15 protein-coding genes and 1 riboswitch are annotated in these 14,686 nt (G+C 54.2%); of the genes, 7 read left to right on the top strand and 8 right to left on the bottom strand.

Annotated features, from left to right (window positions below):
- Together NIG5292_RS06980 and NIG5292_RS06975 are read right to left on the bottom strand one after the other, a co-directional pair.
- The coding region (locus NIG5292_RS06980; protein ID WP_048598758.1) for an elongation factor Tu at positions 1-817 on the bottom strand (817 nt) is incomplete at its 3' end.
- Between the two features lie 101 nt (positions 818-918).
- A complete protein-coding gene (locus NIG5292_RS06975) occupies positions 919-1,458 on the bottom strand; it encodes a hypothetical protein (RefSeq protein WP_048598757.1) in 540 nt (179 codons plus the stop codon).
- Between the two features lie 142 nt (positions 1,459-1,600).
- On the opposite strand from NIG5292_RS06975, the gene NIG5292_RS06970 reads away from it, so the two are divergent.
- Positions 1,601-2,959 carry a cytochrome P450 gene (locus NIG5292_RS06970; RefSeq protein WP_048598756.1) on the top strand — a complete coding sequence of 453 codons (1,359 nt, stop codon included), beginning with the start codon at positions 1,601-1,603 and terminating at the stop codon, positions 2,957-2,959.
- Here the strand turns inward: NIG5292_RS06970 and NIG5292_RS06965 are convergent.
- Genes NIG5292_RS06965 through parC form a run of 3 tightly spaced genes read right to left on the bottom strand, consistent with a single transcriptional unit; the run spans position 2,956 to position 7,624 of the window.
- Positions 2,956-4,068 carry a M48 family metallopeptidase gene (locus tag NIG5292_RS06965; protein WP_048598755.1) on the bottom strand — a complete coding sequence of 371 codons (1,113 nt, stop codon included), beginning with the start codon at positions 4,066-4,068 and terminating at the stop codon, positions 2,956-2,958. The genes NIG5292_RS06970 and NIG5292_RS06965 overlap by 4 nt on opposite strands.
- A gap of 3 nt (positions 4,069-4,071) precedes the next feature.
- Entirely contained in the window at positions 4,072-5,280 is a 1,209-nt protein-coding gene (locus NIG5292_RS06960) for a DUF898 family protein (RefSeq protein WP_048598754.1), read from the bottom strand.
- 34 nt (positions 5,281-5,314) lie between these two features.
- Complete coding sequence (gene parC, locus NIG5292_RS06955; protein WP_048598753.1) at positions 5,315-7,624, bottom strand: DNA topoisomerase IV subunit A; 2,310 nt, start codon at positions 7,622-7,624, stop codon at positions 5,315-5,317.
- 144 nt (positions 7,625-7,768) lie between these two features.
- Between parC and NIG5292_RS06950 the strand changes: the two genes are divergently transcribed.
- The 6 genes from NIG5292_RS06950 (at position 7,769) to NIG5292_RS06925 (ending at position 11,855) form a co-directional block, all read left to right on the top strand.
- Positions 7,769-8,314 carry an SH3 domain-containing protein gene (locus NIG5292_RS06950; protein WP_048598752.1) on the top strand — a complete coding sequence of 182 codons (546 nt, stop codon included), beginning with the start codon at positions 7,769-7,771 and terminating at the stop codon, positions 8,312-8,314.
- 38 nt (positions 8,315-8,352) lie between these two features.
- Positions 8,353-9,177 carry an SDR family NAD(P)-dependent oxidoreductase gene (locus NIG5292_RS06945; protein ID WP_048598751.1) on the top strand — a complete coding sequence of 275 codons (825 nt, stop codon included), beginning with the start codon at positions 8,353-8,355 and terminating at the stop codon, positions 9,175-9,177.
- Between the two features lie 63 nt (positions 9,178-9,240).
- The gene (locus tag NIG5292_RS06940) at positions 9,241-9,450 is read left to right on the top strand and encodes a twin transmembrane helix small protein (protein WP_048598750.1); all 210 of its coding nucleotides are present in this window, start codon (positions 9,241-9,243) and stop codon (positions 9,448-9,450) included.
- Between the two features lie 3 nt (positions 9,451-9,453).
- The gene (locus NIG5292_RS06935; RefSeq protein ID WP_048598749.1) at positions 9,454-10,026 is read left to right on the top strand and encodes a cob(I)yrinic acid a,c-diamide adenosyltransferase; all 573 of its coding nucleotides are present in this window, start codon (positions 9,454-9,456) and stop codon (positions 10,024-10,026) included.
- Positions 10,027-10,167: 141 nt separating this feature from the next.
- Positions 10,168-10,926, top strand: a complete 759-nt coding sequence (locus NIG5292_RS06930; RefSeq protein WP_048598748.1) for an electron transfer flavoprotein subunit beta/FixA family protein — start codon at positions 10,168-10,170, stop codon at positions 10,924-10,926.
- A complete protein-coding gene (locus NIG5292_RS06925) occupies positions 10,926-11,855 on the top strand; it encodes an FAD-binding protein (RefSeq protein WP_048598747.1) in 930 nt (309 codons plus the stop codon). The genes NIG5292_RS06930 and NIG5292_RS06925 overlap by 1 nt, the downstream gene beginning before the upstream one ends.
- 56 nt (positions 11,856-11,911) lie before the next feature.
- Here the strand turns inward: NIG5292_RS06925 and NIG5292_RS06920 are convergent, their stop codons facing one another.
- Genes NIG5292_RS06920 through NIG5292_RS06910 form a run of 3 tightly spaced genes read right to left on the bottom strand, consistent with a single transcriptional unit; the run spans position 11,912 to position 14,378 of the window.
- Positions 11,912-12,184, bottom strand: a complete 273-nt coding sequence (locus NIG5292_RS06920; RefSeq protein ID WP_048598746.1) for an NfeD family protein — start codon at positions 12,182-12,184, stop codon at positions 11,912-11,914.
- Between the two features lies 1 nt (position 12,185).
- A complete protein-coding gene (locus NIG5292_RS06915; RefSeq protein WP_048598745.1) occupies positions 12,186-13,088 on the bottom strand; it encodes an SPFH domain-containing protein in 903 nt (300 codons plus the stop codon).
- Between the two features lie 42 nt (positions 13,089-13,130).
- A complete protein-coding gene (locus tag NIG5292_RS06910; RefSeq protein WP_048598744.1) occupies positions 13,131-14,378 on the bottom strand; it encodes a D-amino acid dehydrogenase in 1,248 nt (415 codons plus the stop codon).
- Between the two features lie 38 nt (positions 14,379-14,416).
- Positions 14,417-14,519, bottom strand: a riboswitch (glycine riboswitch).
- Positions 14,520-14,686 lie beyond the last annotated feature (167 nt).

The raw sequence follows: 14,686 nt of genomic DNA, 5'->3' as shown, positions 1-14,686 counted from the left end.
CGATGTTGTCGCCTGCTTCACCGCGATCAAGCAGCTTGCGGAACATTTCAACACCTGTGCAGGTTGTCTTCGTGGTGTCACGGATACCAACGATCTCGATCTCTTCACCAACGTTGATAACGCCACGCTCAACACGACCGGTTACAACTGTACCACGGCCAGAGATTGAGAACACGTCTTCGATCGGCATCAGGAACGGCTGGTCAACAGCACGTGCTGGTGTCGGGATGTAGCTGTCAACAGCTTCCATCAGCTTGTCGATAGACTCTTTACCGATGTTGTCATCGCGGTCTTCCAGAGCTGCCAGAGCAGAACCCGCTACAACTGGGATGTCGTCGCCTGGGTACTCGTAAGATGACAGAAGCTCACGGATTTCCATTTCAACCAACTCGAGCAACTCTTCGTCGTCAACTTGGTCAACTTTGTTCATGTAAACAACCATGTAAGGGATACCAACTTGGCGACCCAAAAGGATGTGCTCACGTGTTTGTGGCATAGGACCATCAGCTGCGTTAACAACCAAGATCGCGCCGTCCATCTGAGCAGCACCAGTGATCATGTTTTTCACATAGTCAGCGTGGCCTGGGCAGTCCACGTGTGCGTAGTGGCGTGTCTCTGTTTCATACTCAACGTGAGCAGTAGAGATTGTAATACCACGTGCTTTTTCTTCCGGCGCGCCGTCAATCTCGTCGTATGCTTTGAAGTCACCAAATTGCTTGGTGATCGCTGCAGTCAACGTCGTCTTACCGTGGTCAACGTGACCAATCGTGCCGATGTTTACGTGCGGTTTAGAGCGTTCAAACTTTTCCTTAGCCATGAGCCAACCTTCAATCTATTCAGGGGCGCGGCGGAAAACACCGTTATCGCAGCCCGTTTCCAACGGTGCGGCGTGTATGAGGTTTACACAGATAAATCAAGTCATTCCGCATCGTTGAGTGGCGCGAACCATGCGGCATTTTCGATCAGCCAATTTTCGATCTTCATCGCGGCATTTGCGCTTAGGCCCGCCATCTGTTCTTCACGCGACCTGGTAAGTCCTGAGCCAAGCAGGCTACCACCGGAAAAGCTCTCAAAAACAAGGATTTGTTCGGGCGTTTTATTGATCTTTTGGCCCTTGGCGTTGTCCCAAACAGTGACTGAAACTTGCAAGATCGACTTGGGCGACAAGACAAGTGGCACGCCAGGGGCGGCCAAGACAAATTGATCAACGCTTAAACCCAAATGATAGAGACCACCTGCATCGTAGCGACCGATCTGGGCATCAATGGCAGAGCTTAGGCTTTCGACCCACTCCTCCGCCGTCGCATCCCGAGACAAAGGCCCCTTCTTGGCAGTCGTTCCGATCACAACGTTATGACCCAGATCAAAGCTGCTGAGCGCAGGCGAACGGGGTGTCATCTCAGCGGTTGTGCCCCCACATCCTGCAACTGCCAGCAGCGCAAGCAAACCAACTATCATTTTCCACACAGGCACACACCTTTCATAACCGGTTGAAAGTTCCTAACGCAGTTTCAGGGCCCTTCACAATGGACAGCGCAAAGATGTGACTTACCTCCAACAGGTCACCATTATGAAAAGCAACAGGTAACGGAGCGATCAAATGTCAGACAAACTGCCAGCGCGATGCAAACTCGTGACCGAGCCGTTGGGCATTATCGAGACACTGCGTGTCGCGCGACGGAACTTGGTTGAGATCATCCCGGACATCGCCACAAAGCAACCGATTGTTTCGGGAAAAACCGCTGTGGTGCGCTGGCATATGGTGATGGAACCGGATGCGTTACGCCACATTCTGAAGGACGCCGTGGATGTGTACCCCAAGTCGGACGTCACCAAAAACATCCTTGAACCTGCCATCGGCAATTCACTTTTCATCGCAGAAGGCAGCCATTGGCGTTGGCAAAGACGCGCCGCAACGCCCGTTTTCAAACATCGCAATATCGCAAACTTGGCTCCGATCATGGGGGCGGCTGCGGATCGCTCAACCAAGCGACTGGCAGCGTCCAAAGGCCGTGCGGTCGATGTATTTGCCGAAATGGTGCAAGCCACGTTTGAGGTGATCTCGGACGTCACGTTCTCTGATGGGGATAGTGTGGACGCAGGCGCAGTTCACCGCGCCATCGATGCATACATCGCACAGACAGCCAAAGTGTCCCTACTTGATATTATTGGCGTGCCTACGTGGGTGCCGCGCCTGAACCGTATCGGATCATCCTCAGCCATGAAGGATATGCGCCGTATCGCAGATGCGTCGATTGAAGAACGGCGCAACGCAGGACCGCGTGACATTCCTGATCTACTTGATCTGTTGCTGGAAGGCGAAGATCCGGAAACAAAACGCCAGATGAACACGGATGAATTGCGCGACAACCTTTTGACCTTCATCGTTGCAGGTCATGAAACAACTGCCCTCACCTTGGCATGGGCGCTTTATCTGTGTGCCTTTGATGAAGACGTACAGCAAAAGGCCCGCGCCGAGGCCAGCGAGGTTTTGAACGGGCGCACGGCCACGGCAGACGACATCAAGGCCTTGCCCTACATTCGCCAGATCATTGACGAAGCTTTGCGTCTCTATCCGCCAGCCGCTTTCATCAGCCGCACTGCACAACAAACAGATACGCTGTGTGGGCGCGAGGTGCGCAAGGGCGACACAGTCATGCTGCCCATCTATGCCCTGCACCGTCATAAAGACCTGTGGGAAAATCCTGACGCCTTTGATCCTGACCGCTTTGCTGATCAAAAGGCGGTAAACCGCTTTTCATACCTACCGTTCGGAGATGGTCCACGGGTATGCATCGGGGCGTCATTTGCCCTGCAAGAGGCGGTAATCATTCTAGCTACCTTACTGTCGCGGTTCAAATTCACGGCCGTTAAGGGACGTGATCCGCGTCCGGAACTGATCCTGACACTGCGGCCAAGTGGCGGCGTGTGGCTTCAGGTTGAAGAGCTTAGCAGCTAGCCACAAATCGCCTGTAGATCGCGCCAAGCTTGCGCATTCAAAACGGGCCGATAGGTCTTACCTTGCTGTACATTGTCCCGCGCGTTTTGGGCACGCAGGCTCAGCGAGGGATGCGATGACAACCATTCAAGAGCACCCGTCATATCTGGGCTATCCTCTTTAAGCGTTTCAAAAAAGCGCGCAAAGGCCAGTGGAGATATCTCAGCCTCATCCAAAAGTTTCAGGGCAAATTCATCTGCTTGTGCTTCTGCTTTACGAGTGTGGCTGGCGTTCATTACCTGATCTGCCGCGCCTGCGATAATCAAACCCCCGGTTGCGTCGCCAAGCATCAGCGACAACAAACCCGCAGACCCCGCCGCACGCAACGTCAGGCGCATCGGGTCGCGGTTAATCACGTGGCCTAATTCATGGGCCAGAACCCCCGCCACCTCATCTGCGCTTTGAGCGGCTTCCAACAAACCACGGAACAAAATTACCTGACCACCGGGCAATGCAAACGCATTAATCAAAGGGTGATCCACGACTTGAACGTTCAAGGTGTAGGGCACATCGAGCGGCCCCAACACACGGGTGACCATCTGGGCCAAAGCCGCATCACCTGCGGCTGATGAGCATTGCCAACTTTCACCAGCACTGTCGTCTTGCCAAACCATCGCACGCTCAATCTGGGAAGAAACAACTTTACCGATACGCTCTTCACGCTCAGTCGGAATGACAGTAGCGAGTTGATCTGACAGGCTGGGAATGATCACGAAGAGCATCACCGCCAAAGCAGCCGCCGCGGCCACACTCCAACCGATTACTTTTCGAACCAGTGGGCCAATTGGCCGCCGTTTATCAAGGTCAGGCGTCAGCGCCGCCAAAACCGTCTCATCATGCAAATTGAACGGGTAAAGACGCGCCTCATCTGGATCACCATCCAAATATAAAACCGTGCGCGATCCGTCTTGCATCCGCCGCAACCGCTTTAACGGCCACTCCACGAGCACATCACCTTGGGCGTCACAAATCCGCAAAACCTCTGCAGTCGCCGCAACTTCGATGTAGACGTCGCGCTTTCCAGCGGTCTTTCCATCTACGAAAGAGGCAAGGCTACTTTGCAACGCCATCTCTTAAAACGCACCGCCCACATCAAGGGCATCCGCAAAACCTTCGGCATCAGGCATATCATCGGCAGCACGTTGTTGGATGGTATCAAAATGCTCGGGATAGCGCACAGCGCATGTCTCTACGATGTGACCAAAAATAGGCTGGGTAATGAATGCCATGGTCGAAGCGCCGCCCATCACAAGCGCAACCACATAGCTCAGCACGGCAATGATTGTGCTGAAAATCTGCGCGCCGCCGAACCCGCCGGCTGCACCAATTTGGCTGGCCATAAAGAAAATCACACCTGCCGGAATTGCCGCTGCAATAGTCACCAACATCGTTAGCAACGACCCTTTGATGTAATGCCCAACGACACGGCCAGTTTGGGGTAACGCCTCAAACTCAATCGCCCCATCATCAAGTGTTTTGTGGCGCGCCATTATCGCAAAGCTTTGCAAACGGTAGTGCACAAACCCGATCACGATCAGGACCGCCCCAACTACCATGACAGTGATGCCAAGACCCTCAGAGCCTGACGCGCTGACAACTCCCCCGACAATGCTGACCCCCAGCCCAAAAAATAACACAGATGCCGCGCGATAAAGCATCGTCCAGCGGCCACCTTGTTCAAATTGCGCATCGCCGTACCAAGTGCGGTCAGTCTTAAATTTCTCCAACTGAAATGTCCCAAGCGGGGCCAGAACCCCAAATGAGACAACAGTGATGACGCTGTAAACAATCGCGCGCCACATATAGCCAAGCGACGCCTGATCCATGCCAAACCGCAAACCCCGCCACCGCGTGCGCGACAGCATGTAACGACGGCCGCGATATTGGGCGATAAAGATAAGCGGGATAATCGCGATCAGCGTGGCGTATGTCGCGCCAATGCTTGCAAATATCTGCGCCTCGCTGGCCCCCTCATCAGGAACCAAATCAAGCAGGCTGAGACCGGCAAAAGTCAGCAAGACCTGCAACAATCCCAAATAAACGGCCAGCACCACCAAAGCGATCAGAAAGCCAATGAATTTTTCAACGCCTGTGCCCGAGTATTCCATCGGATCACCACCGGGCTGAACCGCATTCCACACATAGCGGCGCACACGCGATTTGGCCCAAAACCGGTAAATCCCAAGGGTCAAGACAGTCAAAATGCCCGTTTGAAGGACCAGCAAAAAGATGGGACCGCGTTGCCCACCATATCTGCCTTCAAGTGTGTCGCCCTGCTCCATTACTCGTCATCCTTCTTACTCACACACCAGCTAGCTAGGTGAACTTATTATCTCTCGGGAACCCGCGCGGCGCCATACGGCCAGCACCCGCGCGCTTACCCGTCCATTCCGCAAGCGCCGTTTCAGTACGGGTACGGCCAGCCGGATCAAGCCAGCTCAGCCCTTCGCTGAAATCAAACGTGGTCGCATCACTAAGACCGCCGTCTTTATATTTCTGAAGGCGAACCCCTTTGCCCCGCGCCATTTCCGGCAATTCATCAAGAGCAAAAACAAGCACTTTGCGGTTTTCACCAACCACAGCCACATGATCGCCCAAGACGGGACGACATACCGCAGCAGTGTTTGGTGCGCGCACGTTCAACACTTGCTTGCCGCCACGGGTTTGCGCGATCACCTCATCTTCAGGCACCACAAACCCATCACCCGCACTTGATGCAAGTAGCAGCTTGCGCCCCGGCTTATGGATGAACAGCATCAAAATTTCGACGTCTTGAGGCAAATCAACCATCAGTCGCACGGGCTCGCCCATGCCCCGGCCACCGGGCAAAGTGCTGGCCTGCAACGTGTAGAAGCGCCCGTTCGTCCCAAGCAGCAAAATCTTGTCGGTTGTCTCGGCGTGGAAGATAAACCGCGGGCCGTCCCCATCTTTGAACTTCAGTTCGCGGCCAAGGTCGATATGGCCCGACATAGCGCGGATCCATCCCATTTTTGAGCATACAACAGTGATTGGCTCACGCTCGATCATCGCCTCAAGAGGGACGTCTTCCACTTCCCCTGCTTCGGCGAATGTGCTGCGCCGCGCGCCAAATTCAGATTTCGCACCAAATTCCTTGCGGGTCTGACGCAGCTGCTCTGAAATAGTGGACCACTGAATTTCTTCGCTATCAAGAAGGTCTTGCAGGCCTGCGCGTTCTTCCATCAAGGCGTCACGCTCGCGCACCAGCTCCAACTCTTCAAGGCGGCGCAGCGACCGAAGGCGCATGTTCAAGATAGCATCAGCCTGAACTTCGCTCAGCTCGGTACCCAGATCACGTGACGGGGAAACATAATCTTTCTCATCCATCGCGCGCACAAAGTCTTGCGACCAGCTTTCATGCATCAGGGCGCGCTTTGGGTCTTCGTCATATCTGATAATATCAATGACACGGTCCAAGTTCAGGAACGCGATGATAAAGCCTTCGAGCACTTCAAGCCGGTGATCAATCTTGTCGATCCGGTGCTTTGAGCGGCGCAGCAGAACGTCACGGCGGTGATCCAGAAACGCGCGCAGAACTTCCTTCAGGCTGCACACTTTTGGTGTCAGACCATCAATCAGCACGTTCATATTCAAGCTAAAACGCACCTCAAGATCAGAGTTGCGATACAGCATCCCCATCAAGACATCGGGATCAACATTCTTGGACTTCGGCTCAAGCACGATACGTACGTCGTCGGCACTTTCATCGCGCACATCCGCAAGGATCGGCACTTTCTTAAGCTGAATGACCTCGGCCAGCTTCTCGATTAGTTTCGATTTTTGCACTTGATAGGGGATTTCAGTGACGATGATTTGCCACATCCCGCGATCAAGCTGTTCAATCTCATAACGGCACCGCAGGCGGAACCCGCCCTTACCCGTGCGATACGCCTCGGCGATATTTTCACGCGGCTCAACAATGACACCGCCAGTTGGGAAATCAGGACCCGGCACGTGTTCAAGCAGCGTTTCGTCCCGCGCATTCGGCGCCTTGATCAGATGCAAACAAGCGTTGATCAATTCTTCGATGTTGTGAGGCGGGATGTTCGTGGCCATGCCCACGGCGATACCGCTTGATCCGTTCGCCAACAGGTTTGGAAACGCAGCTGGTAATACCACAGGCTCAGTCAACGTGCCGTCGTAGTTTTCGCGGAAATCAACAGCATTCTCGGCCAGACCATCCAGCAGCGCCTCGGCTGCGATGGTCATGCGCGCTTCAGTGTAACGCGACGCGGCGGGGTTATCGCCGTCGATGTTGCCGAAGTTACCCTGCCCGTCAACCAACGGATAGCGGACGTTAAAGTCCTGCGCCAAACGCGCCATTGCATCGTAAATCGCGGCGTCCCCGTGCGGGTGATAGTTCCCCATCACGTCACCGGAAATTTTAGCTGATTTACGGAAGCCACCTGTTGGGCTCAGCTTCAACTCGCGCATCGCGTATAAAATCCGCCGGTGCACAGGCTTCAGACCATCACGCGCATCAGGCAAGGCCCGGTGCATAATGGTGGATAATGCGTAGGTCAGATACCGGTCACCCAAAGCACGGCGCAATGGCTCTGCGACGGCGGGCACGTTTTGATCATCTGTATCAGGCGGTAAATTAGTCATGACTTTGTGTAACTGTGGCTGAATCGCTCGTAAAGCGAACAAAGTTGAATATTTGCCTTTGCCTGCTCACAGAATCGAAAAACTCATGCTAGAACTTTAGGTGTGGTTGTAACGAGTTAGCGCTTCGGCGTGCGGAGTAGTGTTATGTGGCGAGTGATCCTTCTTTGTTTCGGTTTTTTGGCTTTTGCGTTTTATGAATTGAGCGGAGGCGATGAGTTCGTAGCAGAAAGCTGGCCGGACGGCAGCGAGCTGATTTTAATCGCGCGTTATGAGCCTGCTCCAGAACCCGTCCTTGAAGATAATCAACAAGCAGTCGAAGTTGCCGTGACCAAAGCAATTACCAGTGACGCTTTCGGACTTGCCAAGCTTGCGAGCCCACCCAAAACCAACACTGCAGAAGCCTCAATCAGTGACGCAGTCATTAGCACAGTTGCGCTGTCAACAGCCGTTGATGACGCTCTTAAGGCTGAGGTCATACTCCCCGCAGCGCCACCAGAGGTCATTAAGGTAATCACGGGCAGTGTTGTGAACATCCGTGGCGGGCCGGGCACTGTTTTTGGCGTTGTGACAAAGTTGAACGCTGGTGATGAAGTTAAGGTCATTGATGATCTTGGCCGTGGGTGGGTGCAAATTCGAACGACAGAGAACCGCATCGGCTGGGTTGCAGATTTCCTTTTGGGCGACGGATAACCCTTGCGGGACACCGCTGCGCTTGCCACAACAGCGCAATGAAATCAGTACTCATTACAGGATGCTCAAGCGGCATCGGCTATGATGCAGCCCACGGGTTGCGCGACGCAGGCTGGCGCGTTTTTGCATCGTGCCGACAACAAAAAGACTGCAACCGCCTAAAGGCAGAAGGCTTTGAAAGCCCCCTCTTGGATTACGCTAACAGCAAAAGCCTGAAGACAGGCCTTGCAGAGGTGCTTGATGCCACAGGCGGCACCTTGGACGCACTTTATAACAACGGCGCCTTCGCAACGCCGGGCGCAGTTGAGGATTTGCCACGCGACGCACTGCGCGCGAATTTCGAAGCGAATGTGTTTGGCGTTCATGAACTGACCAACCTTGTGATCCCAGTCATGCGCAAACAAGGACACGGGCGTATCGTGAACTGTTCATCAGTTTTGGGACTTGTCGTGCTGCCGTGGCGCGGGTCCTACAACAGCACCAAATTTGCGCTCGAAGGGCTGACGGATACGCTGCGTATCGAGATGAAGGGAACTGGTATTCACATCATCTTGCTTGAGCCAGGCCCCGTTACCAGCAGCATTCGCGCAAACTCTATTCCGCATTTTGAAAAGTGGATTGATTGGAAAAACAGCGCCCGTCGAAGTGCCTATGAGGCGGGCCTGTCCAAGCGATTATACAAGGATAACGGTCCCGATACTTTCGAATTGCCGGCCTCGGCGGTGACCAAAAAACTGCGTCACGCGCTTGAACATCCTAGGCCAAAACCACGCTACTACATCACAACGCCGACCTACATTATGGGCTTTGCCCGCCGCATTTTGCCAACCCGCGCATTAGATTGGCTGATATCCAAGGCATGACCCCTCGCCTTTCGGCCAAAGCGGGTTATCTCGCAGGAAACTAAACACAAACAAGGACTGACCATGCTTTCCGATCCACTATTTATCGTTGCTGCTATCGCTTGCGTAATTGTGCTTGGCATTTTGATGTTGGGCATCGGTGGCTTTGCCAAGGGCGGTGACTTCAACAAAAAGCACGCCAACAAAGTTATGCGCTGGCGTCTTTATGCACAGTTTGCGGCGGTAATCTTGATCGTTGCTTGGGTCTTCATCTCACAGACATTCGGAGCGTAAACCATGGTCGTACTCAACAAAATTTACACAAAAACTGGTGACAAAGGCCAAACAGCTTTGGGCAACGGTGAGCGTGTCGCGAAACACTCCATGCGCGTGAACGCTTATGGGACTGTTGACGAAACCAACTCAATCGTGGGCCTTGCGCGGCTACACGCCACTGGCGAGATCGATGCGCAGTTGGCCATGATCCAAAATGACCTGTTCGATTTGGGCGCCGACATGTGCCGCCCTGACATCGCCAAAGATGCGGAAGCTGAATACACACCGCTACGTATCACAGACGGCCAAGTCGCCCGCCTTGAAAGCGAAATTGATGCGATGAACGGAGCGCTTGAGCCACTTCGCAGCTTCATTTTGCCGGGCGGATCAGCCCTTGCTGCATACCTGCACCAATGTCGCACCGTTACACGCCGCGCAGAACGCCTTTCAGTTGAACTGGCCAGCGTTGAAGACGTGAACACCGCGGCGGTCAAATATCTGAACCGCTTGTCGGATTGGTTTTTTGTCGCATCTCGGGTGGCGAATAATGACGGCAAAGACGATGTTTTGTGGGTTCCAGGCGCCAATCGGTAAACACCAGAAAAGGCAACGCGGCGTCGAAGACCCCTTTGGTGTCGATTTTGCCCTGTTTTCGTTTGTTCTGCGTTGCTAGACAACCAAGGAAGATTATTGCGCAGCGAATCTGCGTAAAGGCTTACCAACAGGAGAAACGCCATGAAGGTCCTCGTGCCCGTCAAACGCGTGATCGACTATAACGTTAAGGTTCGTGTGAAAGCGGACGGCAGCGGTGTTGATCTTGCAAACGTCAAAATGTCGATGAACCCATTCGACGAAATCGCAGTTGAGCAGGCGATCCGCTTGAAGGAAGCCGGAACGGCTGACGAAGTTGTTGTGGTTTCTATTGGCGTAAAGCAGAGCCAAGAGACCCTGCGCAACGCGCTGGCGATGGGTGCTGATCGCGCCATTCTGGTTGTTGCTGCTGATGACGTGCACACTGACATTGAGCCGCTCGCGGTTGCCAAAATCCTCAAGGCTGTTGTCGATGAAGAGCAGCCCGGGCTTGTCCTTGCTGGCAAACAGGCGATCGACAACGACATGAACGCGACCGGCCAAATGCTGTCGGCGCTTTTGGGGTGGCCACAAGCAACCTTTGCGTCTGAGTTGGCCGTCGATGGCGACACAGCGACCGTGACCCGCGAAGTCGACGGCGGCTTGCAGACCATCAAAGTTAAGATGCCTGCGATCGTCACTGTTGATTTGCGCTTGAACGAGCCGCGTTATGCATCTTTGCCAAACATCATGAAGGCCAAGAAGAAGCCGCTCGAAGAAAAGACCGCGGCTGACTACGGCGTTGATGTCTCACCACGTCTGCAAATCGTTGGCACGTCCGAGCCCGCAGAACGTGCGGCTGGTATCAAAGTTGGCTCAATCGATGAGCTGGTCGAGAAACTCAAAGAAGCGGGGGCTGTATAATGGCTGTTCTTCTGATTGCTGAAGTAAATGGTGGCGCACTTAACGTAGACGCGACCGCAAAGGCCCTAACTGCGGCCAAAGCATTGGGCGATGTCACTGTCCTGTGCGCCAGCGAAGGCTGCGCAGATGCTGCAACGGCTGCTGCTGCGCTGGACGGCGTTGGCAAAGTGCTTTGCGCGGATGCCGCCGAATACGGCCATGACTTGGCCGAGCCTGTTGCTGATCTGATCGTGTCGTTGGCTGGTGATTATGACCACATCGTCGCGCCTTCTACCGCTGCGTCCAAGAACATCTTGCCCCGTGTGGCGGCGATGCTGGATGTGATGGTCATTTCTGAAGTGACTGCTGTGATCGACGCAGACACATTCGAGCGCCCGATCTATGCGGGCAACGCAATCCAGACTGTGAAATCAGCAGACGCCAAAAAAGTCGCAACCATCCGGACGTCAACATTCGACGCTGCGGGCGAAGGCGGCTCGGCAACAATTGAGAACATTGCTGCCGCTGGCAACGCAGGCCTGTCCGAATGGGTCGAAGACAAAGTCGCAACATCTGATCGCCCCGAGCTGACATCAGCCGGTGTAGTTGTCTCCGGCGGCCGCGGCGTTGGATCAGAAGATGATTTCAAACTGATCGAAACACTTGCAGACAAGCTTGGTGCCGCCGTTGGCGCATCACGTGCAGCGGTGGACAGTGGTTACGCGCCAAATGATTGGCAAGTTGGCCAAACCGGCAAGGTCGTCGCACCTGATCTTTATGTTGCTGTCGGCATCTCCGGCGCGATCCAGCACCTTGCTGGTATGAAGGACTCCAAAATCATCGTGGCCATCAACAAAGACGAAGAAGCACCTATCTTCCAAGTTGCTGATTACGGCTTGGTCGCAGACCTCTTCGACGCAGTGCCCGAATTGACTAGCAAACTGGGCTAAACCTATTTTTTAGACACAGTAGAAAGGCCCGCAATTTAAGCGGGCCTTTTTCATGATCAGCTGTTTATATCTTCATCAAACGTGCGCACTTGATCGGTCTTGAGTTGAAAAACCGACCGCAGCACAAGCCACGCAACAAGCGACGCCACAGCAAACAACAGTGACAGCCAGATCAACGACAGGCCGACGTTGAGCAAAACCAAAACAGACACCAGCGCCGCGCCAATGGCGAACCCCAGCAGGACAAAGCCCGGGGCCAGCACCTCAAGGATCGCCAAAACAAGGGCGAACGCAGCCCATGCCCACCACGTGTTTGCTAATGCATCCATATTAACCGCGCCCTTTCAGCATATTGAACGCATTGCCAAACGCCTCAAGCGCATTTGCCGGCACCACGATCGTGCTTTTTCCATTGCCGTTTCCAAGTGTGTTCAGGGCTTCGACCTGCTTCAGCGCCACCTGATACTGTGCTGCTTCCAAGCCGTGCGCATTGATCGCGTCAGCAACCGTCGCAGTTGCGTAGGCCTCAGCGTCTGCTTGAATACGGCGCGCCTCAGCCTGCTTTTGTGCCGCATAAAGATCGGCGTCCGCCTGCAGCTCAACCGAGCGTTTCTCACCTTCTGCACGGGTTACTTGCGCGCGGCGTTCACGTTCTGCGTTCAACTGTTGCAGCATCGCATCGCGCGTCGCTTGATCAAGGTTCACGTCCAGAAGTTCTGCGCGCGTGACCTCGATGCCCCAGTTATCTACGGCCTCTTCCACCAGCGCCTTGATCTGTTCAATCAGTTGCGCGCGGTTCGATTGCACCTCGTCAAGTTCCATCTTGCCAATCTCGGCGCGCACAATACCTGCAACAGTTGTTGCGATCGCTGCGTCTACGTCGCGGATCCGGTAAACTGTCCGCTCAGGTTCTGTGATGCGATAGAATACGGATGTCTCAACCCGTACCAAAACGTTGTCCGACGTGATCGCGTCCTGTGAGGCATTAGGAAGTTGTCGCTCAAGGATCGAAATACGGTGCGCCACCCGATCAAGGAACGGCACAATGAAGTTAATGCCGGGCCCAAGCACCGCCTTAAGCCGACCAAAACGTTCAATGACAAACTGCTCTGACTGCGGAACGATCCGAACACCAAGCAGAATACAAATAATGATAAACGCGGCCAGCAACACCACAACGATGTTGCCGCCCAAAATACTGAATAAAACCTGCAAAACCTCTTCACTCCCCATGGTCAGCCTCTCCTATTGAGTTGACCTGACTATGGCGGCTTATCAGGCGCTTTTGAAGGTAAATCCGCGTTTGCTGCCTTGTGCGCCGCCTTTTGACGCAAAATGCTCTTGGACAGACGCGCCAACCAATGCCGCGGTTGCCGCCGATAATGTCCACCCCAAATGCCCGTGACCTGTGTTGTAGAAAACACCTGCACGTTTGCCGGCGCCAACGCGCGGCATCATATTTGGCATCATCGGGCGCAGACCTGCCCAGGGTACTACGTGTTCGGTCGAAATTGATGGGAAATGCGTTTCCACCCACTTGGTCAGCGGCTCAATCCGGTCTGCCCGAATATCACGGTTTTCGCCGTTATATTCTGCCGTCCCCGCAACACGGAAACGGTCTTTACCCAGACGAGACGTCACAATCTTTGCATCATCATCAAGCAAAGACACCATCGGCGCACCATCTTGGCTGATTGCATCCGGCATATTCACAGTGATTGAGTAGCCCTTAACGGGATAAATGTTAACGCGGTCGCCGAGCTTTTTGGCCATCGCACGACTACCAACGCCAGCGCAAACGACGACACCGTCAAAAGCTTCACCGTTCACCCGGGTCTCACCATTTGCACTGCTGAGTTGCTCAACTGGTTTGCCCATGCGGAAATCAACACCCTGTGCCTCAAGCCACTTTGCAAGGCCGAACGTGAATTTGTGAATATCGCCGGTGCTGTCACTTTCCGTCCAGAACCCACCAGTGATGGTGCCACGCAGGTTTGGTTCACGCGCACGCACCTGATCAGGCGTCAACTCAACACGTTCCACGCCGCCTTGCGACAAAAGCTCGTTCACTTTGCGAGCGTGCGCCATATCTTTTTCGTTCTTATAGAAGTGCAGAATGCCCGCCGGTGACCAGTCAAAATCCAGTCCCGCACGGTCCGCCATGGACTGCAATCCAGCGCGCGCCTTAACCGCCAGCGCCGCTGTTTGAACTGTGTTATTTTTGTAGTTCGGAATGTTGCTCAAGAACTCAGCCATCCAGCTGATTTTATGCCAGCTTGGGCGCGGGTTCACCAACAAGGGCGCATCGCGCCGCGCCATCCATTTGATACCTTTAAGAACCGTCCCGACTGTGTTCCAAACCTCTGCGTTTGATGCGGAAAGCTGCCCACCATTGGCAAAACTGGTATCCATCGCCGCGTAGCGATTTCTGTCGAATACAACAACATCAAGACCACGGCTGACCAATTCAAAAGCTGTTGTCACACCGGTGATGCCAGCGCCGATTACTGCGATACGAGTCATGTTTTCACACTCCAAACGGTTGGGCGCATTTGCCCAAACAACCCCGCTCCGTTCGCTTTACCTGAGCGATGCACGGTCCATAGGGAACCGCTTGCGCCTTCGGTGCGCCTTGCTAGAAGGCGTCTCTCCAGAGTGTGACACGTCCGCCAGTCCTGTTGCCTGAGAGGTGACCGGGGTGGTTGCTCCTTCGGCGGTGGCATAATCCACGCTCTCCCGAGCGGACATGTTTCCTATGGGAAACCCCTACACGTGTCGTATCTAATTGCCAAGAAAAATCTCGTAAACGTTGCTGGCACCCCGTGCGGCGC

This window comes from Nereida ignava (assembly GCF_001049735.1).
Taxonomy (GTDB): Bacteria; Pseudomonadota; Alphaproteobacteria; order Rhodobacterales; family Rhodobacteraceae; genus Nereida; species Nereida ignava.
Note: the sequence above shows the minus strand (reverse complement) of the source record. Positions and strands in the feature narration are given on the sequence as shown.